At 60.1% G+C, this 23741-nt stretch carries 21 protein-coding genes; 19 read left to right on the top strand and 2 right to left on the bottom strand.

Annotated elements, in window-relative coordinates:
- Positions 1-6: 6 nt before the first annotated feature.
- Positions 7-390: an ATP-dependent Clp protease adapter ClpS gene (clpS, locus tag ACGSLL_RS24710; RefSeq protein ID WP_011334948.1), complete on the bottom strand. Its 384-nt coding sequence runs from the start codon at positions 388-390 to the stop codon at positions 7-9.
- Positions 391-614: 224 nt separating this feature from the next.
- On the opposite strand from clpS, the gene cspD reads away from it, so the two are divergent.
- On the top strand, positions 615-899 hold the full coding sequence (gene cspD / locus ACGSLL_RS24715; RefSeq protein WP_394508306.1) for a cold shock domain-containing protein CspD: 285 nt from the start codon (positions 615-617) through the stop codon (positions 897-899).
- 80 nt (positions 900-979) lie between these two features.
- On the opposite strand, the gene icd is transcribed toward cspD, so the two are convergent.
- The gene (icd, locus tag ACGSLL_RS24720) at positions 980-2236 is read right to left on the bottom strand and encodes an NADP-dependent isocitrate dehydrogenase (RefSeq protein ID WP_208940634.1); all 1257 of its coding nucleotides are present in this window, start codon (positions 2234-2236) and stop codon (positions 980-982) included.
- Positions 2237-2717: 481 nt separating this feature from the next.
- On the opposite strand from icd, the gene ACGSLL_RS24725 reads away from it, so the two are divergent.
- The 18 genes from ACGSLL_RS24725 to nuoJ all read left to right on the top strand — a co-directional run bounded on the left by ACGSLL_RS24725 (position 2718) and on the right by nuoJ (position 23739).
- Positions 2718-4943: an NADP-dependent isocitrate dehydrogenase gene (locus tag ACGSLL_RS24725; protein WP_394508307.1), complete on the top strand. Its 2226-nt coding sequence runs from the start codon at positions 2718-2720 to the stop codon at positions 4941-4943.
- Positions 4944-5140: 197 nt separating this feature from the next.
- Complete coding sequence (locus ACGSLL_RS24730) at positions 5141-5587, top strand: NUDIX hydrolase (RefSeq protein WP_394508309.1); 447 nt, start codon at positions 5141-5143, stop codon at positions 5585-5587.
- Positions 5588-5646: 59 nt separating this feature from the next.
- Positions 5647-6771, top strand: a complete 1125-nt coding sequence (gene mnmA, locus ACGSLL_RS24735) for a tRNA 2-thiouridine(34) synthase MnmA (RefSeq protein ID WP_090284358.1) — start codon at positions 5647-5649, stop codon at positions 6769-6771.
- Positions 6768-7391, top strand: a complete 624-nt coding sequence (hflD, locus tag ACGSLL_RS24740; RefSeq protein ID WP_090284360.1) for a high frequency lysogenization protein HflD — start codon at positions 6768-6770, stop codon at positions 7389-7391. The genes mnmA and hflD overlap by 4 nt, the downstream gene beginning before the upstream one ends.
- Positions 7392-7517: 126 nt before the next feature.
- Complete coding sequence (gene purB / locus ACGSLL_RS24745) at positions 7518-8888, top strand: adenylosuccinate lyase (protein ID WP_003223822.1); 1371 nt, start codon at positions 7518-7520, stop codon at positions 8886-8888.
- A gap of 86 nt (positions 8889-8974) precedes the next feature.
- On the top strand, positions 8975-10144 hold the full coding sequence (locus ACGSLL_RS24750; RefSeq protein ID WP_332769768.1) for a ribosomal protein uL16 3-hydroxylase: 1170 nt from the start codon (positions 8975-8977) through the stop codon (positions 10142-10144).
- On the top strand, positions 10137-10562 hold the full coding sequence (locus tag ACGSLL_RS24755) for a GNAT family N-acetyltransferase (RefSeq protein WP_394508310.1): 426 nt from the start codon (positions 10137-10139) through the stop codon (positions 10560-10562). Before ACGSLL_RS24750 ends, ACGSLL_RS24755 begins: the two co-directional genes overlap by 8 nt.
- 243 nt (positions 10563-10805) lie before the next feature.
- Positions 10806-11567: a secretin N-terminal domain-containing protein gene (locus tag ACGSLL_RS24760; RefSeq protein ID WP_042609214.1), complete on the top strand. Its 762-nt coding sequence runs from the start codon at positions 10806-10808 to the stop codon at positions 11565-11567.
- A 474-nt stretch (positions 11568-12041) separates the two neighbouring features.
- Complete coding sequence (aceA, locus tag ACGSLL_RS24765; RefSeq protein ID WP_016775277.1) at positions 12042-13367, top strand: isocitrate lyase; 1326 nt, start codon at positions 12042-12044, stop codon at positions 13365-13367.
- Between the two features lie 642 nt (positions 13368-14009).
- The gene (locus ACGSLL_RS24770) at positions 14010-14423 is read left to right on the top strand and encodes an NADH-quinone oxidoreductase subunit A (protein ID WP_003223812.1); all 414 of its coding nucleotides are present in this window, start codon (positions 14010-14012) and stop codon (positions 14421-14423) included.
- Between the two features lie 10 nt (positions 14424-14433).
- On the top strand, positions 14434-15108 hold the full coding sequence (locus ACGSLL_RS24775) for a NuoB/complex I 20 kDa subunit family protein (RefSeq protein ID WP_016775278.1): 675 nt from the start codon (positions 14434-14436) through the stop codon (positions 15106-15108).
- Between the two features lie 69 nt (positions 15109-15177).
- The gene (gene nuoC, locus ACGSLL_RS24780) at positions 15178-16962 is read left to right on the top strand and encodes an NADH-quinone oxidoreductase subunit C/D (RefSeq protein WP_394508311.1); all 1785 of its coding nucleotides are present in this window, start codon (positions 15178-15180) and stop codon (positions 16960-16962) included.
- Between the two features lie 2 nt (positions 16963-16964).
- A complete protein-coding gene (gene nuoE / locus ACGSLL_RS24785) occupies positions 16965-17462 on the top strand; it encodes an NADH-quinone oxidoreductase subunit NuoE (RefSeq protein WP_003223804.1) in 498 nt (165 codons plus the stop codon).
- A complete protein-coding gene (gene nuoF, locus ACGSLL_RS24790) occupies positions 17459-18814 on the top strand; it encodes an NADH-quinone oxidoreductase subunit NuoF (RefSeq protein ID WP_208940627.1) in 1356 nt (451 codons plus the stop codon). The genes nuoE and nuoF overlap by 4 nt, the downstream gene beginning before the upstream one ends.
- 136 nt (positions 18815-18950) lie before the next feature.
- Complete coding sequence (gene nuoG, locus ACGSLL_RS24795; RefSeq protein ID WP_394508312.1) at positions 18951-21665, top strand: NADH-quinone oxidoreductase subunit NuoG; 2715 nt, start codon at positions 18951-18953, stop codon at positions 21663-21665.
- A complete protein-coding gene (gene nuoH / locus ACGSLL_RS24800; protein WP_039763316.1) occupies positions 21662-22669 on the top strand; it encodes an NADH-quinone oxidoreductase subunit NuoH in 1008 nt (335 codons plus the stop codon). Before nuoG ends, nuoH begins: the two co-directional genes overlap by 4 nt.
- An 11-nt stretch (positions 22670-22680) precedes the next feature.
- The gene (gene nuoI, locus ACGSLL_RS24805; protein ID WP_016775283.1) at positions 22681-23229 is read left to right on the top strand and encodes an NADH-quinone oxidoreductase subunit NuoI; all 549 of its coding nucleotides are present in this window, start codon (positions 22681-22683) and stop codon (positions 23227-23229) included.
- Positions 23230-23238: 9 nt separating this feature from the next.
- Positions 23239-23739, top strand: coding sequence for an NADH-quinone oxidoreductase subunit J (nuoJ, locus tag ACGSLL_RS24810; protein WP_090284375.1), 501 nt, complete (start codon positions 23239-23241; stop codon positions 23737-23739).
- Positions 23740-23741 lie beyond the last annotated feature (2 nt).

Raw genomic sequence — 23741 nt, forward strand, 5'->3', positions numbered from 1 at the left:
CGGCGATTAACCGTCCTTCTCGATTTCACAGAGTAGCGGATGCTGGCTTTCCCTGGCGTACTGGTTGACCTGCATGGCCTTTGTCTCGGCGATGTCGCGGGTAAACACTCCACATACTGCCCGCCCTTCTGTATGGACGGCCAGCATGACCTTGGTCGCCAGCTCGCGATTCAGGTTAAAAAACACCTCGAGCACTTCGACGACGAAATCCATCGGTGTGTAGTCATCGTTGAACAAAACCACCTTGTACATTGGCGGCGCCTGTAATGCAGGCTTTGCTTCCTGAACAGCAACGCCTGCCGAATCGTCGTCGTGCTCCTGTGGAAGATCCTTTTGGAGAAGCGGGCGATCCTGATTGAATGTTAGTCGAATCTGGCTGATTGCATGCATGGAAAGAAAGGTTCGTCAGTTGTGCAAATACAGTGGTGGGGGCGGTTGCCTGCGTTTTCAACTCCGACTGCCCGGTCACCTTGACTATCGGGAAAACGGTGTTACAACCAATAGAGCCCACAGTGGGTAAAAAAGATCCGCGGAGTCAATTCTTTTATCGAATTCGATTGCGGATGAACGGGATGATACTCCAGCGATGGAGACTGTTGCAGAGGGATTTGAGCATGGCTGTCGGCAAGGTGAAATGGTTCAACAATGCCAAGGGTTTTGGATTCATTATCGAGAACGGCCAGACAGAAGACCTGTTTGCCCATTACTCGGCTATCCAGATGGATGGCTATAAAACTCTAAAGGCCGGCCAAGAGGTGTACTTCGAACTCCTTCAAGGCCCCAAAGGCCTGCACGCAATCGCGATTCAGGACAAAAAAACAGTGGATGACGCTGTGGGTGCAGCGGGAGCCGCTGCCGCCGCGACCGGCGCCATCAGCAACGCTGTTGTCGTGAGCTGAGCAACCTCACCCAAGACACCCAGCCATAAAAAACCGCCGAACTCACAGATCGAGCCCGGCGGTTTTTAAGTGCCCACGTTTTACATATGCGAAATCAACGCATCCCCGAACCCCGAAGACGAAACCAGCGTGGCCCCATCCATCAAGCGCTCAAAGTCATACGTCACAGTCTTCGCCCCGATCGCACCGTTGGTGCCCTTGATGATCAGATCTGCCGCCTCGGTCCAGCCCATGTGTCGCAGCATCATCTCCGCCGAAAGAATCAGCGAGCCCGGGTTGACCTGATCCTTGCCGGCGTATTTCGGCGCGGTACCGTGGGTGGCCTCGAACATCGCCACGGTGTCGGACAGGTTGGCGCCCGGTGCAATACCGATGCCGCCCACTTCTGCCGCCAGGGCGTCGGACAGATAGTCGCCGTTAAGGTTTAGCGTCGCGATCACATCGTATTCGGCCGGACGCAGCAGAATCTGCTGGAGCATGGCGTCGGCGATGGCGTCTTTGACCACCACGTTCTTGCCGGTTTTCGGATTCTTGAACTGCATCCACGGACCGCCGTCCAGAAGGGTCGCGCCGAATTCTTCCGCCGCCACTTCGTAGGCCCATTCCTTGAAGGCACCTTCAGTGAACTTCATGATGTTGCCTTTGTGCACGATGGTCAGCGAATCGCGATCGTTATCGACCACATATTGCAGAGCCTTGCGCGCCAGACGCTTGGTGCCCTCGCGGGAAACCGGCTTGACGCCGATGCCGCAGTTTTCGTCGAAACGGATCTTGGTGACGCCCATTTCTTCTTTAAGGAATTTGATCACCTTGGTGGCCTCCGGCGAACCGGCTTTCCACTCGATGCCCGCGTAGATGTCTTCGGAGTTCTCGCGGAAGATGGTCATGTCGACGTCGCCAGGCTTTTTCACCGGGCTAGGCACGCCTTCGAACCAGCGCACCGGGCGCAGGCAGACGTAGAGGTCGAGTTGCTGACGCAGGGCCACGTTCAGCGAGCGGATGCCGCCACCGACCGGCGTGGTCAGCGGGCCCTTGATGGAAACGACGTAATCCTTGACCGCGTCGAGGGTTTCCTGCGGCAGCCAGGTGTCCTGATCGTAAACCTGGGTGGCTTTTTCCCCGGCGTAGACTTCCATCCAGGAAATCTTGCGCTTGCCGCCGTAGGCCTTTTCAACAGCAGCATCGACAACCTTGATCATCACCGGACTGATGTCGACACCAATCCCGTCACCTTCGATGAAGGGGATGACCGGGTTATCAGGAACATTGAGAGAATGGTCTGCATTGACGGTGATTTTGTCGCCGACGGCTGGAACCTGAATCTTCTTGTAACCCATGCTGAACTCCATTGTTTGGATTGAACACCTGGCTTGCTTCGAGCGTAACCCAGTTGAATCAACACGCAAACCCTATGTTCCGCCGCCGCGCACATCTCGTTTCGTACAACCCTGAAAGCAAAGGGAAAAGCGCCAAACTCCAGCATTCGTAACGAGTCCTTGCCCGGAACCGCCCTGCGACCTTTAGACCAATGGACGAGAATCGTTGCATATGAACCATCGGCAGATTGCCAGCTACCTATGTATAATGCCGCCCGCTGACCACAGGGTCACGACGGCTGGCCTCTCTAGCACGAGACTTTCCGCCTGATTGGTCGGGTTGTTACCGCAGCCTGACTGCTTGACGCTCTACTGATGCACCCAACATCACCGCGAAGAATCTCGACATTCGGTTCATGGATGACTTTGAACGAACGCGCTTACCCGGCGCCCCTCGAGTTTCTGCGCACGCTTTAGCAAAGAAGAGAGAGTTAATCCGAATATGCCCACCCGCTCGAAGATCATCTATACCTTCACCGACGAAGCTCCTGCCCTCGCCACCTATTCCCTGCTGCCGATCATCGAGGCCTACACCGCCTCGGCCGATATCGCCGTGGAAACCCGCGATATCTCTCTTGCAGCGCGCATTCTGGCAAGCTTCCCCGAGCAACTGGGCGACAAAGCCGTAGCCGACCACCTCGCCGAGCTGGGCGAACTGGCCGTTACGCCTGAAGCCAACATCATCAAGCTGCCGAACATCAGCGCTTCGGTGCCACAACTGCAAGCCGCGATCAAAGAGCTGCAGGCGCAGGGCTACAACCTGCCGGACTACCCGGAAACCGTGACCAGCGACGCCGACAAAGACGCCAAGGCGCGTTACGACAAGGTCAAGGGCAGCGCCGTGAACCCGGTGCTGCGTGAAGGCAACTCCGACCGTCGCGCTCCGCTGTCGGTAAAGAACTACGCGCGCAAGCACCCGCACAAAATGGGCGCCTGGGCCAAAGACTCCAAGTCCCACGTCGCTCACATGAGCACCGGCGATTTCTACGGCAGCGAAAAAGCCGCCCTGATCGACGCCGCTGACGCTGTGAAGATCGAACTGATCGCCAAGGACGGTACTGCGACCGTTCTGAAAGAAAAAACCACCGTTCAGGCTGGCGAAATTCTCGACTGCGCCGTGATGAGCAAAAACGCCCTGCGTGCGTTCATCGCTGCTGAAATCGAAAGCGCCAAGACCCAGGGCGTGCTGCTCTCGGTACACCTGAAAGCGACCATGATGAAGGTCTCCGACCCGATCATGTTCGGCCAGATCGTTGCCGAGTTCTACAAAGACGCGCTGACCAAGCACGCCGACGTGCTGGCCGAGATCGGCTTCAACCTGAACAACGGCATCGGTGACCTGTACGCGCGCATCAAAGCGCTGCCGGCAGAGCAGCAAGCGCAGATCGAAGCCGACATGGCGGCGGTCTACGCTGTGCGTCCGGCACTGGCGATGGTCAACTCCGACAAGGGCATCACCAACCTGCACGTGCCGAGCGACGTCATCGTTGACGCCTCGATGCCGGCGATGATCCGTGACTCCGGCAAGATGTGGGGCACCGACGGTCAGTTGCACGACACCAAGGCAGTCATCCCGGATCGCTGCTACGCGACTATCTATCAGGCGGTGATCGAAGACTGCAAAGCCAATGGCGCGTTCGATCCGACCACCATGGGCAGCGTGCCGAACGTCGGTCTGATGGCGAAGAAAGCCGAAGAGTACGGCTCGCACGACAAGACCTTCCAGATCAAGGCTGACGGCGTGGTTCGCGTCACCGACAGCAAAGGCACCGTGCTGATGGAGCAGGCCGTTGAAGCCGGCGACATCTTCCGCATGTGCCAGACCAAAGACGCGCCGATCCAGGACTGGGTGAAACTGGCCGTCAACCGCGCTCGCGCCAGCAGCACGCCGGCGATCTTCTGGCTCGACCCGATGCGCGCTCACGATGGCGTGGTGATCGAGAAGGTTCAGGCTTACCTGAAGGATCATGACACCGCCGGTCTGGACATCCAGATCATGGCGCCGGTCGATGCCATGAAGTACACCCTGCAGCGCACCCGCGAAGGCAAGGACACCATTTCGGTGACCGGCAACGTACTGCGCGACTACCTGACCGACCTGTTCCCGATCATGGAACTGGGCACCAGCGCCAAGATGCTGTCGATCGTGCCGCTGATGAACGGCGGTGGCCTGTTCGAAACCGGCGCTGGCGGTTCGGCACCGAAGCACGTGCAGCAACTGGTTGAAGAAAACTTCCTGCGCTGGGATTCGCTGGGTGAGTTCCTCGCCCTCGCCGCTTCTCTCGAGCATCTGGGTGTGAACTACAACAACCCGAAAGCACTGGTGCTGTCGAAGACTCTGGACCAGGCCACCGGCCAGTTCCTTGACAACAACAAGTCGCCATCGCGCAAAGTCGGCAACATCGACAACCGCGGCAGCCACTTCTATCTGGCGATGTACTGGGCTCAGGCCCTGGCTGCCCAGACCGAAGACGCTGCACTGCAAGCGCAGTTCGCGACTCTGGCCAAAACCCTGACCGAGAACGAGGCAACCATCGTTGCCGAACTCAACGCCGTTCAGGGCAAGCCAGTCGACATCGGCGGTTACTACCACGCCGACGCCGAGCTGATCAGCCAGGCCATGCGCCCGAGCGCAACCTTCAACGCGGCGATTGCTGCGCTGGTTTAAGGTTGTAAAGGAACATCACAAACCCCGGCCTTGTGCCGGGGTTTGTGTTTCCGAACACAACACAAATCCCCTGTGGGAGCGAGCCTGCTCGCGAATGCGTTTATCATTCAGCATCTTCATTGACTGACACAACGCTATCGCGAGCAGGCTCGCTCCCACAGGGGTCGGGTTTTAACCTGGATATTGAGGAAGGTTTTATGGAATGGCTACCCCACATAACCGTCGCCACCATTGTCGAGGACAACGGTCGCTTTCTGATGGTCGAAGAGCACAAGGCCGGGCGCAATGTGCTCAATCAGCCCGCCGGGCATCTCGATCCGGATGAAACTCTGATCGAAGCCGCCGTGCGCGAAACCCTCGAAGAAACCGGCTGGGACGTAGAACCCACCGGCGTCATCGGCATTTATCTGTACACCGCGCCGAGCAACGGCGTGACTTACCAGCGTGTGTGCTTCAGCGCCAAAGCCGTAAATCACCACCCGGACTATCAGCTCGACGACGGCATCCTCGGCGCCAAGTGGCTGAGCCGCGACGAATTATTGGCCCAGCGGGACAACTGGCGCAGCGAGTTGATCATGCGCTGCATCGACGATTATCTGGCCGGTCATCACTTCAGCCTCGAACTGATCCGCCCTTCCCTTTAGCCTTGCGGCCGCGAGCCTGCTAGAATCGCGCCCTTTTCCAAGACACTCATTGAATCCCTATGCGTGATCCAGCCCCTTCTGACACATCCAAGAAGCGCGTCATTGTCGGCATGTCCGGCGGCGTGGACTCTTCCGTTTCCGCTCTACTGCTGATCGAGCAGGGGTATGAAGTGGAAGGCCTGTTCATGAAGAACTGGGAAGAAGACGACGGAACGGAATACTGCACCGCCATGGACGACCTGGCGGATGCTCAGGCTGTCTGCGACAAGATCGGCATCAAGCTGCACACCGCCAACTTCGCCGCTGAGTACTGGGACAACGTGTTCGAGCACTTCCTGGCCGAATACAAGGCCGGACGCACGCCGAACCCGGACATCCTGTGCAACCGCGAAATCAAGTTCAAAGCGTTCCTCGACTACGCGATGATGCTCGGCGCCGACCTGATCGCCACCGGCCACTACGTGCGCCGCCGTGACATCGATGGCCGCACCGAACTGCTCAAGGGCCTCGACCCGAACAAGGATCAGAGCTACTTCCTGCACGCGGTTGGCGGTGAACAGATCGCCAAGACCCTGTTCCCGGTCGGCGAACTGGAAAAGCCTGAAGTGCGTGCGATTGCCGAGAAATACGAACTGGCGACCGCGAAGAAGAAGGATTCCACCGGGATATGCTTCATCGGCGAGCGGCGTTTCAGCGACTTCCTCAAGCAATACCTGCCGGCGCAACCGGGCGAGATCAAAACCACCGAAGGCGAAGTCATCGGCCGTCACCACGGTTTGATGTACCACACCATCGGCCAGCGCCAAGGCCTTGGCATCGGCGGCTTGAAAGACGCCGGCGATGAACCGTGGTACGTGCTGCGCAAGGATCTGGATGTCAACGAACTGATCGTCGGCCAGGGCAACAACCATCCGTGGCTGTTCTCCGGCGCCCTGCTCGCTTCGGACATCTACTGGGTCAACCCGATCGACCTGAGCCAGCCGCTGCGCCTGACCGCCAAAGTGCGTTACCGCCAGAGCGATCAGGCCTGCACCCTGGAGAAAACCGCCAGCGGCTATCGCGCCGTGTTCGACGAGCCGCAACGCGCGGTGACGCCGGGCCAATCGGTGGTGTTCTATGACGGTGAAATCTGCCTCGGTGGCGGCGTGATCGAAGTCGCCGAGCCATGGAGCGGCCAGGCATGAGCCCGACTCAGGAGCAACTGACGGCGCTCGGCGGCGTGTTTCTCGCCGCCGTGCTGGTCGACCGCATCGCCAAGACCGGCCAGACCAACGAAGCCGGCCTGAGCTGCATGCTCGGCAGCCTGCTGGTGCGCGACCCGAAAGACACGCTGGACGTATACGGCGGCGACGACATCAATCTGCGCGAAGGCTATCGCGCGCTGATTGGCGCTTTGGAGCGCGACCCGAGCACCTTGCAGCGCGAGCCGCTGCGTTATGCGCTGTCGATGCTCGGCCTGGAACGTCAACTGGCCAAGCGCGACGACATGCTCGACACCATCAGCAAGCGGTTGCCGCAGATCCAGTCGCAGGTCGAGCACTTCGGTCCGGCCCACGAAAACGTCGTGGCTGCTTGCGGCGCGCTGTATCAGGACACCCTGAGCACCTTACGCCAGCGCATTCAGGTGCACGGCGACATGCGCAACCTGCAGCAACCGAGCAACGCCTCGAAGATTCGCGCGCTGCTGCTGGCCGGGATCCGTTCGGCGCGTCTGTGGCGCCAGCTCGGCGGGCATCGCTGGCAATTGGTGATCAGCCGGCGCAAGTTGCTCAAAGAGCTGTATCCGCTGATGCGCAGCGAGTAAACGCCGCGTAATACGAGTTTTGTAGTCTGTAACGCGTAATACGCCGGTCAGTTGGCGACGGACCGGCGGATTTTTTCATGTATGATACGCGCCCCATTTCGTTGCCCGACTGTCCGAGAACACCCCATGCAGCTCTCTTCGCTCACTGCGGTTTCCCCTGTTGACGGCCGCTACGCCGGCAAAACCCAGGCCCTGCGCCCGATTTTCAGCGAGTACGGCCTGATCCGTGCCCGCGTTCTGGTTGAAGTGCGCTGGCTCCAGCGCCTGGCCGCCCACGCCGGTATCCCTGAAGTACCGGCCTTCTCCGCCGAGGCCAACGCCGTTCTCAATGAACTGGCTGAAAACTTCTCGCTGGAGCACGCCGAGCGCGTCAAAGAGATCGAGCGCACCACCAACCACGACGTCAAAGCGATCGAATACCTGCTCAAGGAGCAGGCGGCCAAGCTGCCGGAGCTGGCCAAGGTCAGCGAGTTCATCCACTTTGCCTGCACCAGCGAAGACATCAACAACCTGTCCCACGCGCTGATGCTGCGCGAAGGTCGTGACGACGTGATGCTGCCGCTGATGCGCCAGACCGCCAACGCCATCCGCGAACTGGCCATCCGTTTCGCTGACGTGCCGATGCTGTCGCGCACCCACGGTCAGCCGGCTTCGCCGACCACTTTGGGCAAAGAGCTGGCCAACGTGGTTTACCGTCTCGAGCGGCAGATCGCGCAAGTCGCTGCCGTACCGCTGCTGGGCAAGATCAACGGCGCTGTCGGCAACTACAACGCGCACCTGTCGGCCTACCCGCAGATCGACTGGGAAGCCAACGCTCGCGCCTTCATCGAAGACGAGCTGGGCCTGGGCTTCAACCCGTACACTACGCAGATCGAACCGCACGACTACATCGCCGAGCTGTTCGACGCGATCGCGCGTTTCAACACCATTCTGATCGACTTCGACCGCGACATCTGGGGCTACATTTCCCTGGGTTATTTCAAGCAGCGCACCATCGCTGGCGAAATCGGTTCGTCGACCATGCCGCACAAGGTCAACCCGATCGACTTCGAAAACTCCGAAGGCAACCTGGGCATCGCCAACGCATTGTTCCAGCACTTGGCGAGCAAACTGCCAATCTCCCGCTGGCAGCGCGACCTGACCGACTCCACCGTTCTGCGCAACCTCGGTGTCGGCTTCGCCCACAGCGTGATCGCCTACGAAGCCAGCCTCAAAGGCATCAGCAAACTCGAACTCAACGAGCAGAAGATTGCCGCTGACCTCGACGCCTGCTGGGAAGTGTTGGCCGAGCCGATCCAGACCGTGATGCGCCGCTACAACATCGAAAACCCGTACGAAAAGCTGAAAGAACTGACCCGCGGCAAGGGCATCAGCCCTGAAGCGCTGCAGACTTTCATCGATGGCCTGGACATGCCAGCCGAAGCGAAAGCCGAGCTCAAGCAACTGACCCCGGCCAACTACATCGGCAACGCTGTGGCACAAGCCAAACGCATCTGATCGACCGTTTGCCCCGTTCAAGACGCCCGGCCGCGCCGGGCGTTTTTATTCCCGTCTGAAAAGTGCTTTTTTTCAATAGGTTACATATGAATTCCGACATTCCTCTTCAACTTCTGGGCGGCCTCACGGCACGCGAATTCCTGCGTGACTACTGGCAGAAAAAACCCCTGCTGATCCGTCAGGCGATTCCTGACTTCGAAAGCCCGATCGACGCCGACGAGCTGGCCGGCCTGGCCCTGGAAGAAGAAGTCGAATCGCGCCTGGTCATCGAGCACGGCGAGCGCCCATGGGAGCTGCGTCGTGGCCCGTTCGCCGAAGACGAGTTCAGCAAACTGCCGGAAAAAGAGTGGACCCTGCTGGTACAAGCGGTCGACCAGTTCGTCCCGGAAGTCAGTGAGCTGCTGGAAAACTTCCGCTTTCTGCCGAGCTGGCGCGTCGACGATGTGATGATCAGCTTCGCCGCTCCCGGTGGCAGCGTTGGCCCACACTTCGATAACTACGACGTGTTCCTGCTGCAAGGCCACGGCAAGCGCAACTGGAAAATCGGCCAGATGTGCGATTCCGAGAGCCCGCTGCTGCAACACGCCGACTTGCGCATCCTCGCCGAATTCGAACAGACCGAAGAATGGGTCCTGGAACCGGGCGACATGCTCTACCTGCCGCCGCGCCTGGCTCACTGCGGTGTCGCGGTCGACAACTGCATGACCTACTCGGTCGGCTTCCGCGCGCCGAGCGCCGCTGAAGTACTGACCCACTTCACCGACTTCCTCAGCCAGTTCCTGACTGACGAAGAGCGCTACACCGACGCTGACGCCAAGCCGGCCGCTGATCCGCATCAGATCCAGCACGATGCGCTGGACCGCCTGAAAAGCCTGCTCGCCGAACACATGAGCGACGAGCGCCTGCTGCTGACCTGGTTCGGCCAGTACATGACCGAGCCGCGCTACCCGGAACTGGTAGTGGGCCCGGAAGACGTCGAAGAGGAAGATTTCCTCGCCGCCCTGCAGGACGGTGCCGTGCTGATTCGCAACCCGAGCGCGCGTCTGGCCTGGTCGGAAGTCGATGACGACCTGCTGCTGTTCGCCAGTGGCCAGAGCCGCTATCTGCCGGGCAAGCTGCGCGAACTGCTGAAACTGATCTGCGCCGCTGACGCCTTGCACACCGACAACCTCGGTGACTGGCTGAACGACGAAGACGGCCGCAGCCTGCTCTGCGAGCTGGTCAAGCAAGGTAGCCTGGGGTTCGCCGATGAATAAAATTCGCGTTCGTGTCGCAGACTGGCAAAAGGACAACGCCGAGATCCGGCGCATTCGTGAAACGGTGTTCATCGCCGAACAATCGGTGCCACCCGAGCTTGAGTGGGACGCGGACGACGCGACCGCCGTGCATTTTCTGGCGTTTGAAGGCGACTACCCGATCGGCACCGCGCGCTTGCTGGCCGATGGGCACATCGGCCGGGTTTCGGTGCTCAAAGACTGGCGCGGCATGAAGGTCGGCGACGCATTGATGCAAGCGGTCATCGCCGAAGCGGAAGCGCGCGGCCTGAAGCAGCAAATGCTCAGCGCGCAGGTGCAGGCCACGGCGTTCTACGAGCGCCTGGGCTTCAGCCTGGTCAGCGAGGAATTCCTCGAAGCCGGGATTCCGCATGTCGACATGGTTCGGCATTCGGCTTAAGACCGCGTCGCGGCTTTCGCGAGCAGGCTCGCTCCCACAAGGGATAATCAGTGAACACAAGTTTGGTGTCCGGCCGAGATCCAATGTGGGAGCGAGCCTGCTCGCGAAGGGGCCCTTGAGAACACCACTAAACGCCCCGCCATCCAACGATGCCGGGGCGTTTTGCTGTCTACGATTCAACTTGCTCCACCCCGGGCCGACAAACTGGCAATATCAAGCCTTTCGAACGCGGAGATAACGGACATGTCCCTACGCACACTGCTCACCACCCTGCTGCTCGGCTGCAGCTTTTCGGTGCTGGCAGCCACAGAAATCGTGCCCCTCAAATACCACACCAGCGCTGACATGCTGCCAGTCGCGCAGGACTTCATCGGCCAGGACGGCCAGGTCAGCGCTTACGGCAACCAACTGATCGTCAAGGCCGAGCCGGGCAAGATTCAGGAACTGAAAGATTTGCTCGCGCAACTCGATACCGCACCAAAGCGCCTGCTGATCACCGTTGACACCAACGAAAACAATGGCCGCGGCGACGAAGGTTATTCGGTCAATGGCGCCCAGCCGAACCAGACCCGGATCATCAGCCGCAGCACCACCAGCCGCAACGGCGGCGTGCAGCAAGTGCAGACCAGCGAAGGCACTCCGGCGCTGATTCAGGTTGGCCAGAGCGTGCCGATCACCAACACCCAAAGCGATTCCTACGGTGGCTACAGCAGCGAGACTCAATACCGCAACGTCACCCAGGGTTTCTACGTCACCGCCAGCGTCACTGGCGAGACCGTGCATCTGGCGATCAGTACCAACCGTGACCGCATGAGCCAGGAACGTCCAGATGTAGTGAACGTTCAGAGTACCGACACAACCGTCACCGGGCGCCTCGGCGAATGGATCACCCTGGCGGGCGTCAACAGCCAGACCCAGGCCGATAAACAGGGCCTGACCCGCAGCTACTCGACACAAGGCCGGGATGACATGACCCTGCGGGTGAAAGTCGACGCACTGGACTAAAGCACCAAAAACTGACTGATTAGTCGTATTAGACCAAAGATGTAGTGCTTGAAAAAAAGCACTACAAAACGTTTGACGCGAAAAAAAAGCGCGGGCATGATGGCCTCGCTCCCGCTAATCAGAGGCCCTGGCAAGGGCCTTCGAAGCGCCGCCCGCATCTACCCCGCGAGCCGTTTCGTGTCTGTACCGCCCACAAGGTGTGTTTGACGAGGTTGCCGACTGGAACGAAGTTGTCCCGAGGGACGGAAGCGTATTTAGGTAACCCGGCTTCACGCTGCAGACCGCATAAAGGCCCACGACGCCGGAATGCGCCCGCATCGCGCCACTACCTGCTCACTTCCCCTCGAGCCCATCGTTCATCCCGTCGCCTACCCCGCCGAATCCGACTTGACCACCTAAGCTTCTGGTCAGCGAGCGCAGGAATTTTCCACCGCAGAACAACTTTTCAATAAAGACGCGACGAGGTTTATCTCCATGGCACTGACACGCGAACAGCAAATTGCAGCCCTCGAAAAAGACTGGGCTGAGAACCCGCGCTGGAAAGGCGTGACACGCACTTACTCCGCTGCTGACGTGGTCCGTCTGCGTGGCTCGGTCCAGCCTGAGCACACCTTTGCGAAGATGGGCGCCGAGAAGCTGTGGAACCTGGTGACCCAGGGTGCCAAGCCGTCCTTCCGTCCTGAGAAAGATTTCGTCAACTGCATGGGCGCCCTGACCGGCGGCCAGGCTGTTCAGCAGGTCAAAGCCGGTATCCAGGCGATCTACCTGTCGGGCTGGCAAGTGGCTGCGGACAACAACTCCGCAGAATCCATGTACCCGGACCAGTCGCTGTACCCGGTGGACTCGGTGCCGACCGTGGTCAAGCGCATCAACAACTCGTTCCGTCGTGCTGACCAGATCCAGTGGAAAGCCGGCAAGAACCCGGGTGACGACGGCTACATCGACTACTTCGCGCCAATCGTGGCGGACGCTGAAGCCGGTTTCGGCGGCGTCCTGAACGCCTACGAGCTGATGAAGAGCATGATCGAAGCAGGCGCCGCCGGCGTTCACTTCGAAGACCAGCTGGCCTCGGTTAAGAAATGCGGCCACATGGGCGGCAAGGTACTGGTACCAACCCAGGAAGCCGTACAGAAGCTGACCGCTGCGCGTCTGGCGGCTGACGTTGCCGGCACGCCGACCATCATTCTGGCGCGTACCGATGCCAACGCCGCGGACCTGCTGACTTCCGACTGCGACCCGTACGACCAGCCGTTCGTGACTGGCGAGCGTACCCAGGAAGGCTTCTACAAGGTTCGCGCCGGTCTGGACCAGGCGATTGCCCGCGGCCTGGCTTACGCGCCATACGCCGACCTGATCTGGTGCGAAACCGCCAAGCCGGATCTGGAAGAAGCCCGTCGCTTCGCTGAAGCGATCAAAAAGGAATACCCGGACCAACTGCTGTCGTACAACTGCTCGCCTTCCTTCAACTGGAAGAAAAACCTCGACGACGCGACCATCGCCAAGTTCCAGCGCGAACTGTCCGCTATGGGCTACAAGCACCAGTTCATCACCCTGGCCGGCATTCACAACATGTGGCACAGCATGTTCAACCTGGCGCACGACTACGCCCGCAACGACATGACTGCCTACGTGAAGCTGCAAGAGCAGGAATTCGCTGATGCCGCCAAGGGTTACACCTTCGTGGCGCACCAGCAGGAAGTGGGCACTGGCTACTTCGACGACATGACCACCGTGATCCAGGGCGGCTCGTCCTCGGTAACCGCGCTGACCGGTTCGACCGAAGAAGAACAGTTCCACTGATAGCGCTTCACTGAGCAAACGGCCTTTGCGGATCGAATAAAAAGCTAACCGCAGAGCCGCAAGACTGACGCCCCGACTGGTTCGGGGCGTTTTTTTGTCTGCAGTTATCTCTGAATCACCTCAACCCCCTGTGGGAGCGAGCCTGCTCGCGAAGGCTTTTCGCCAGGTTGCACATCCGGTGACTGACCCGACGCTTTCGCGAGCAGGCTCGCCCCCCAGGGGATATGCGGCGTCAGCACAAAACATTGATCTGACGCGCCACAAGCGTCAGAAATTTCCGCTACAACGGTAGGCTTTGCTACTTGCAGTAACGCGCAAGTAAGACAACTTCCCAGCCCCTCACCCGATAAACAGTTACAAATCCCACTCAAACGATATCAATTATCATTTAGACGCAACTTTGATCATTACCGTTCGAACAAAACATTATTCGTGGAAAACCGCCTGACGCCCGTAAAGCCTGGGCCGAAAGGGTTTCGAAGGCCGCTATGTCCTTATTCCAATAAATAATTTCGCTACAGGAATTTTACTTGCCGGGTGTTTAGCCATAAAATCAGCCCGATTGATTGCTGCGACATATCGTCACTGCCTTATTTCTTTATCAAGCTCAGAGACCTTTGCTCTCTGTTAAGGATTACCAGCATGCCCGAAGCGACAGGACTCATGGCCCACAACTGGGGCTTTGCCATTTTCCTTCTGGGTGTCGTCGGCCTCTGCGCCTTCATGCTTGGGGTCTCCAGCCTCCTCGGGTCAAAAGCCTGGGGTCGCAGCAAAAACGAACCGTTCGAGTCGGGCATGCTACCTACCGGTGGCGCCCGCTTGCGGCTCTCAGCCAAATTCTATCTGGTCGCGATGCTCTTCGTGATCTTCGATATCGAAGCCCTCTTTCTCTTTGCATGGTCTGTGTCCGTCCGCGAAAGCGGCTGGACCGGATTCGTCGAAGCTCTCGTTTTCATAGCAATTCTGTTGGCAGGTCTTGTCTACCTGTTCCGAGTGGGCGCCCTTGACTGGGCTCCGGAAGCTCGTCGCAAGCGGCAGGCGAAGCTGAAACAATGAGGCTTTGGCAATGCAATACAATCTCACCAGGATCGACCCCGATGCTCCTAACGAGCAGTATCCGATTGGCCAGCGGGAAACCGTTGCCGATCCGTTAGAAGATCAAGTCCACAAAAACATTTTCATGGGCAAGCTGGAAGACGTGCTGAGTGGCGCGGTCAACTGGGGGCGTAAAAACTCCCTGTGGCCGTACAACTTCGGCCTGTCGTGCTGCTACGTGGAAATGACCACCGCCTTCACGGCGCCCCACGACATCGCGCGCTTTGGCGCCGAAGTGATCCGGGCCTCGCCGCGTCAGGCCGACTTCATGGTTATCGCCGGTACCTGCTTCATCAAGATGGCGCCGATCATTCAGCGTCTCTACGAGCAGATGCTTGAACCGAAATGGGTAATTTCCATGGGTTCCTGCGCCAACTCCGGTGGCATGTACGACATCTACTCCGTGGTTCAAGGCGTGGACAAGTTCCTGCCCGTGGACGTCTACGTACCTGGCTGCCCGCCCCGTCCGGAAGCATTTCTGCAAGGCTTGATGCTGTTGCAGGAATCGATTGGACAGGAGCGTCGTCCGCTTTCCTGGGTCGTTGGTGATCAAGGCGTGTATCGCGCCGACATGCCTTCGCAGAAGGAACAGCGCCGCGAACAGCGAATCGCAGTCACCAATCTGCGCAGCCCTGACGAAGTCTGATCCAGATCTGTTCTTAGTAACGAGAAGCTGGCTTCATTCTTTACGTTGACCGAAAGCGAAAAAATAACCATGACTACAGGCAGTGCTCTGTACATCCCGCCTTACAAGGCAGACGACCAGGATGTGGTCGTCGAATTGAACAACCGCTTTGGCGCCGAGGCGTTCACCGCTCAGGCAACCCGCACCGGCATGCCGGTGCTGTGGGTGGCCCGCGCCAAACTGGTTGAAGTCCTTACTTTCCTGCGCAACCTACCCAAGCCGTACGTCATGCTCTATGACCTGCACGGCGTGGACGAGCGTCTGCGCACCAAGCGTCAAGGGCTGCCGACCGGCGCCGATTTCACCGTGTTCTATCACCTCATGTCGCTGGAACGTAACAGTGACGTGATGATCAAGGTGGCCTTGTCCGAAGGCGACCTCAGCATGCCTTCCGTCACCAGCATCTGGCCGAACGCCAACTGGTACGAGCGTGAAGTCTGGGACATGTTCGGCATCGACTTCAAAGGCCACCCGCACCTGTCGCGCATCATGATGCCGCCGACCTGGGAAGGTCACCCGCTGCGCAAGGACTTCCCGGCGCGCGCCACCGAATTCGATCCGTTCAGCCTCAACCTCGCCAAGCAGCAGCTTGAGGAAGAAGCCGCGCGTTTCTGCCCTGAAGACTGGGGCATGAAGCGTTCCGGCGCCAACGAGGACTACATGTTCCTCAACCTCGGCCCGAACCACCCTTCGGCGCACGGTGCGTTCCGTATCATCCTGCAGCTGGACGGTGAAGAAATCGTCGATTGCGTCCCGGACATCGGTTACCACCACCGTGGCGCCGAGAAGATGGGCGAGCGTCAGTCCTGGCACAGCTACATTCCGTACACCGACCGCATCGACTACCTTGGCGGCGTGATGAACAACCTGCCGTACGTGCTCTCGGTCGAAAAGCTGGCCGGCATCAAGGTGCCGCAGAAGGTCGACGTCATCCGCATCATGATGGCCGAGTTCTTCCGGATCACCAGCCACCTGCTGTTCCTGGGTACCTACATCCAGGACGTCGGCGCGATGACACCGGTGTTCTTCACCTTCACCGACCGCCAGAAGGCGTACACGGTGATCGAAGCGATCACCGGTTTCCGTCTGCACCCGGCCTGGTACCGCATCGGTGGCGTCGCCCACGACCTGCCGCGCGGCTGGGAAAAACTGGTCAAGGACTTCGTCGAGTGGATGCCCAAGCGTCTGGACGAATACACCAAGGCCGCCCTGCAGAACAGCATCCTCAAGGGTCGTACCGTCGGCGTCGCTGCCTACAACACCAAAGAGGCCCTGGAATGGGGCGTCACCGGTGCTGGCCTGCGTTCGACCGGTTGCGATTTCGACCTGCGTAAAGCGCGTCCGTACTCGGGCTACGAGAACTTCGAATTCGAAGTGCCGCTGGCCGTCAACGGCGATGCCTACGACCGCTGCATGGTCCGCGTCGAAGAGATGCGCCAGAGCATCAAGATCATCGACCAGTGCATGCGCAACATGCCGGAAGGCCCGTACAAGGCGGATCACCCGCTGACCACGCCGCCGCCGAAAGAGCGCACGCTGCAGCACATCGAAACCCTGATCACGCACTTCCTGCAGGTTTCGTGGGGCCCGGTCATGCCGGCCAACGAATCCTTCCAGATGATCGAAGCGACCAAGGGTATCAACAGTTATTACCTGACGAGCGACGGCGGCACCATGAGCTACCGTACCCGGATCCGCACTCCGAGCTTCCCGCACCTGCAGCAGATCCCTTCGGTGATCAAAGGCAGCATGGTCGCGGACTTGATTGCGTACCTGGGTAGTATCGACTTCGTTATGGCCGACGTGGACCGCTAAGCATGAACAGCACGCTTATCCAGACAGACCGTTTCACCTTGAGTGAAACCGAGCGCTCGGCCATCGAGCACGAGTTGCATCACTACGAAGACCCGCGCGCGGCGTCGATCGAAGCCCTGAAGATCGTTCAGAAGGAACGCGGCTGGGTGCCGGACGGTGCCTTGTACGCGATCGGCGAGATCCTCGGCATCCCGGCCAGCGACGTTGAAGGCGTGGCGACGTTCTACAGCCAGATCTTCCGTCAACCGGTTGGCCGCCACATCATTCGCGTCTGCGACAGCATGGTCTGCTACATCGGCGGCCACGAGTCGGTGGTCAGCGAAATCCAGAACAATCTGGGCATCGGCCTGGGTCAGACCACCGCCGACGGTCGTTTCACCCTGCTGCCTGTCTGCTGCCTCGGCAACTGCGACAAGGCACCGGCGCTGATGATCGACGACGACACCTTTGGCGACGTGCAGCCTGCTGGCGTGGCCAAACTGCTCGAGGGCTACGTATGACCCTGACATCTTTTGGTCCTGCCAACCGCATTCAGCGCTCGGCCGAGACTCACCCGCTGACCTGGCGTCTGCGCGATGACGGCGAAGCCGTGTGGCTCGACGAATACCAGGCCAAGAACGGTTACGCCGCTGCGCGCAAAGCCTTCGCCGACATGGATCAGGACGCCATCGTCCAGACCGTGAAAGACGCCGGCCTCAAAGGTCGCGGCGGTGCAGGCTTCCCCACTGGCGTGAAGTGGGGTCTGATGCCCAAGGACGAATCCATCAACATCCGCTACCTGCTGTGCAACGCGGACGAGATGGAGCCGAACACCTGGAAAGACCGCATGCTGATGGAGCAACTGCCCCATCTGCTGATCGAAGGCATGCTGATCAGTGCTCGCGCGCTGAAAACCTACCGTGGCTATATCTTCCTGCGCGGCGAATACACCACCGCCGCCAAGCACCTCAACCGTGCCGTGGAAGAAGCCAAGGCTGCGGGCCTGCTGGGCAAGAATATTCTGGGCAGCGGTTTCGATTTCGAGCTGTTCGTCCACACTGGCGCCGGGCGTTACATCTGCGGTGAAGAAACCGCACTGATCAACTCCCTCGAAGGCCGCCGCGCCAACCCGCGCTCCAAGCCGCCCTTCCCTGCCGCCGTTGGCGTTTGGGGCAAGCCGACCTGCGTGAACAACGTCGAAACCCTGTGCAACGTGCCGGCGATTATTGCCGACGGCGTTGACTGGTACAAATCGCTGGCCCGCGAAGGCTCCGAAGACATGGGCACCAAGCTCATGGGCTTCTCCGGCAAGGTCAAGAACCCTGGCCTGTGGGAACTGCCGTTCGGCGTCACCGGTCGCGAGTTGTTCGAAGATTACGCCGGCGGCATGCGCGACGGCTTCAAGCTCAAGGCCTGGCAGCCAGGTGGCGCCGGTACCGGTTTCCTCCTGCCAGAACACCTCGACGCACAAATGTATGCCGGTGGCATTGCCAAGGTCGGCACCCGTATGGGTACCGGTCTGGCGATGGCCGTGGACGACAGCGTCAACATGGTCTCGCTGCTGCGCAACATGGAGCAGTTCTTCGCCCGCGAATCCTGCGGTTTCTGCACACCGTGCCGCGATGGCCTGCCATGGAGCGTCAAGCTGCTGATGGCCATCGAAGAAGGCCGCGGTCAGCCCGGCGACATCGAGACCCTGCTGGGTCTGGTCGGTTTCCTCGGCCCGGGCAAGACCTTCTGTGCTCACGCACCGGGTGCCGTGGAGCCATTGGGCAGTGCCATCAAATACTTCCGTCCAGAGTTCGAAGCCGGTATCGCGCCTGTCAGCGCCGCCGTCCCGCCTCTGGCAAGGCCGATCGTAGTCGGCGCGTAAACGCTTAAAAAGGCGAAGGGTCCGTGCCCTTCGCCTTTCGTCCGATGACGCCTTTCGGGGCTGACTGGATTCGGACGCATAACAAGATTCCATTAGCCACGCCCGCTGACACCGGGCCAACGAAGACCTTTGAACCATGGCCACTATCCACGTAGACGGCAAAGCGCTCGAAGTCGACGGGGCAGACAACCTGTTACAGGCATGTCTGTCGCTGGGCCTCGACATTCCATATTTCTGCTGGCACCCCGCGCTTGGTAGCGTCGGGGCCTGCCGCCAGTGCGCGGTCAAGCAGTACACCGACGAAAACGACACCCGCGGTCGCATCGTCATGTCCTGCATGACGCCTGCCACCGACAACACCTGGATCTCCATCGACGATGAAGAATCCAAGGCGTTCCGCGCCAGCGTTGTCGAATGGCTGATGACCAACCACCCGCACGACTGCCCGGTGTGCGAGGAAGGTGGTCACTGCCACCTGCAAGACATGACCGTGATGACCGGCCACAACGAGCGCCGTTATCGCTTCAGCAAACGCACCCACCAGAACCAGCAACTGGGCCCGTTCATTTCCCACGAAATGAACCGCTGCATCGCCTGCTACCGCTGCGTGCGTTTCTACAAGGACTACGCCGGCGGCACCGACCTCGGTGTGTTCGGCGCCCACGACAACGTGTACTTCGGTCGCGTTGAAGACGGCACCCTCGAAAGCGAGTTCTCCGGCAACCTCACCGAGGTCTGCCCGACCGGTGTGTTCACCGACAAGACTCACTCCGAGCGCTACAACCGTAAATGGGACATGCAGTTTGCCCCAAGCATCTGCCATGGCTGCTCGAGCGGTTGCAACATTTCGCCGGGCGAGCGTTACGGTGAACTGCGTCGCATCGAAAACCGTTTCAACGGTTCGGTGAACCAGTACTTCCTCTGCGACCGTGGCCGTTTCGGTTATGGCTACGTCAACCGCACCGACCGCCCACGTCAGCCGCTGCTGGCCGACGGCACCAAGCTGAGCCTGGACGACGCGCTGGATAAAGCCGCCGACCTGCTGCGCGGCCGCAACATCGTCGGTATCGGTTCGCCGCGTGCCAGCCTCGAAAGCAACTATGCGTTGCGCGAACTGGTCGGCGCCGAGCACTTCTACTCGGGTATCGAAGCCTCCGAACTGGAGCGCATCCGTCTGGTCCTGCAGGTGCTCAAAGACAGCCCGCTGCCCGTGCCGAACATGCGCGACATCGAAGACCACGACGCGATCTTCGTCCTCGGCGAAGATCTGACCCAGACCGCCGCGCGTATGGCGCTGGCCCTGCGTCAGTCGGTCAAGGGCAAGGCTGAAGACATGGCCGAAGCCATGCGCGTCCAGCCTTGGCTCGACGCGGCAGTGAAGAACATCGGTCAGCACGCGCTGAACCCGCTGTTCATCGCCAGCCTCGCCGAAACCAAGCTCGACGACGTCGCTGAAGAATGTGTACACGCCGCTCCAGACGATCTGGCACGCATCGGTTTCGCCGTTGCTCACGCTTTGGATGCCAGCGCTCCGGCCGTTGAAGGTCTGGACGCTGAAGCGCTGGAACTGGCGCAGCGCATCGCCGACGCCCTGCTCGCGGCCAAGCGTCCGCTGATCATCGCCGGTACTTCGCTGGGCTCCAAAGCCTTGATCGAAGCTGCCGCGAACATCGCCAAAGCCCTGAAGCTGCGCGAGAAGAACGGTTCGATCAGCCTGATCGTGCCGGAAGCCAACAGCCTCGGCCTGGCCATGCTCGGTGGCGAATCGGTCGACGCCGCGCTGCAAGCGGTGATCGATGGCAAGGCCGATGCGATCGTCGTGCTGGAAAACGATCTGTACACCCGCACTGCCAAAACCAAAGTCGATGCCGCACTGAACGCCGCGAAAGTGGTGATCGCTGCCGACCATCAGAAAACCGCCACCACTGATCGCGCGCACCTGGTTCTGCCAGCGGCGAGCTTTGCCGAGGGCGACGGTACGCTGGTCAGCCAGGAAGGCCGCGCCCAGCGCTTCTTCCAGGTTTTCGATCCGCAATATCTGGACGCGAGCATCCTCGTTCACGAAGGCTGGCGCTGGCTGCACGCCCTGCGTGCGACCCTGCTGAACCAGCCGATCGACTGGACGCAACTCGACCACGTTACCGCTGCCGTGGCTTCGAGCACCGAACAGCTGGCACGTATCGTCGATGCAGCCCCTTCAGCTGCGTTCCGCATCAAGGGTCTGAAACTGGCGCGTGAGCCGCTGCGTTATTCCGGTCGCACCGCGATGCGCGCCGACATCAGCGTCCACGAACCGCGCATGCCGCAAGACCACGACACCGCGTTTGCCTTCTCCATGGAAGGTTACTCGGGCTCTGCCGAACCGCGTCAGCAGGTGCCGTTTGCCTGGTCGCCGGGCTGGAACTCGCCACAAGCGTGGAACAAGTTTCAGGACGAGGTCGGTGGTCACCTGCGTGCTGGCGATCCGGGCACCCGCCTGATCGAAAGCACTGGCGACTCGCTGAACTGGTTCGCCGCTGCGCCGCGTGCATTCAACCCGGCGCCGGGTACCTGGCAAGCCGTGCCGTTCTTCCACCTGTTCGGCAGCGAAGAAAACTCTTCGAAAGCCGCCCCGGTGCAAGAGCGCATTCCGGCCCCTTACGTGGCACTGGCGAAATCCGAAGCGGATCGCCTGGGCGTCAACGACGGTGCCCTGCTGAGCCTGAACGTGGCCGGCCAGACCCTGCGTCTGCCGCTGCGCATCAAGGAAGAACTGGGCGCCGGTCTGGTGGCACTGCCTGCGGGCATCGCCGGCATTCCACCGGCATTCGCCGGCGTGTCCGTCGACGGTCTGCAGGAGGCAGCGCAATGACCTGGTTCACCCCTGAAGTGATCGATGTGATCCTGACGGTCATCAAAGCCATCGTGATCCTGCTGGCCGTGGTGGTCGCAGGCGCCTTGCTGAGCTTTGTCGAACGTCGCCTGCTGGGCTGGTGGCAGGACCGTTACGGTCCGAACCGCGTTGGCCCGTTCGGCATGTTCCAGATCGCCGCCGACATGCTCAAGATGTTCTTCAAGGAAGACTGGACCCCGCCGTTTGCCGACAAGGTGATCTTCACCCTGGCACCGGTGGTCGCCATGTCGGCCCTGCTGATCGCCTTCGCAATCATCCCGATCACCCCGACCTGGGGCGTGGCGGATCTGAACATCGGCCTGCTGTTCTTCTTCGCCATGGCCGGTCTGTCGGTCTACGCGGTGCTGTTCGCCGGCTGGTCGAGCAACAACAAGTTCGCCCTGCTCGGCAGCTTGCGCGCCTCGGCGCAGACCGTGTCCTACGAAGTGTTCATGGGCCTTGCGCTGATGGGCATCGTGGTTCAGGTCGGCTCGTTCAACATGCGCGACATCGTCGAGTACCAGGCGCAGAACCTGTGGTTCATCATTCCGCAGTTCTTCGGCTTCTGTACCTTCTTCATCGCTGGCGTTGCCGTGACTCACCGTCACCCGTTCGACCAGCCGGAAGCAGAACAGGAACTGGCCGACGGTTACCACATTGAATACGCCGGTATGAAATGGGGCATGTTCTTCGTCGGTGAATACATCGGCATCATCCTGATCTCGGCGCTGCTGGTCACCCTGTTCTTCGGTGGCTGGCACGGTCCGTTCGGCATCCTGCCGCAACTGTCCTTCGTCTGGTTCGCACTGAAGACCGCGTTCTTCATCATGCTGTTCATCCTGCTGCGCGCGTCCATCCCGCGTCCGCGTTATGACCAGGTGATGGATTTCAGCTGGAAATTCTGCCTGCCACTGACCCTGATCAATTTGCTGGTGACCGCTGCGGTTGTGTTGTTGAACACGCCTGCGGTTGCGGTTCAGTGAGGATTTGACCCATGTTCAAATATATTGGCGACATCGTTAAGGGTACCGGTACCCAGTTGCGCAGCCTGGTCATGGTCTTCGGCCATGGCTTTCGCAAGCGTGACACCCTGCAATATCCGGAAGAACAGGTCTACCTGCCGCCGCGTTACCGTGGCCGCATCGTCCTGACCCGCGACCCCGATGGCGAAGAACGCTGCGTAGCCTGCAACCTGTGCGCCGTGGCGTGCCCGGTGGGTTGCATCTCGCTGCAGAAAGCTGAAACCGAAGACGGTCGCTGGTACCCGGACTTCTTCCGTATCAACTTCTCGCGCTGCATTTTCTGCGGTCTCTGCGAGGAAGCCTGCCCGACCACCGCAATCCAGCTGACCCCGGATTTCGAGATGGCCGAGTTCAAACGTCAGGATCTGGTGTACGAGAAAGAAGATCTTCTGATCTCCGGCCCCGGCAAAAACCCTGATTACAACTTCTATCGTGTTGCAGGTATGGCAATCGCTGGCAAGCCGAAAGGCGCTGCGCAGAACGAAGCCGAACCGATCAACGTGAAGAGCTTGCTGCCTTAAGGAAGAACGATGGAATTCGCTTTCTATTTCGCATCGGGTATCGCGGTGGTGTCCACGCTTCGTGTGGTCACCAACACCAACCCTGTGCACGCCCTGCTCTACCTGATCATCTCGTTGATCGCCGTGGCCATGACCTTCTTCGCCCTCGGCGCACCGTTCGCCGGTGTGCTGGAAGTGATCGCCTACGCCGGCGCCATCATGGTGCTGTTCGTGTTCGTGGTGATGATGTTGAACCTCGGCCCGGCCTCGGTTCAGCAGGAACGCACCTGGCTCAAGCCCGGCATCTGGGCAGGACCGGTGATTCTCGCCGGGCTGCTGCTGGCCGAACTGCTGTATGTGCTGTTCGCTCACCAGAGCGGTCAGGCCATCGGCCACACCACCGTAGACGCCAAGGCCGTGGGCATCAGCCTGTTCGGCCCGTATCTGCTGGTGGTCGAACTCGCCTCGATGCTGCTGCTCGCCGCAGCCGTCACGGCGTTCCATTTGGGCCGTAACGAGGCGAAGGAGTAAGA

It is taken from the genome of Pseudomonas retamae, from assembly GCF_043496865.1.
Classification (GTDB): Bacteria; Pseudomonadota; Gammaproteobacteria; order Pseudomonadales; family Pseudomonadaceae; genus Aquipseudomonas; species Aquipseudomonas retamae.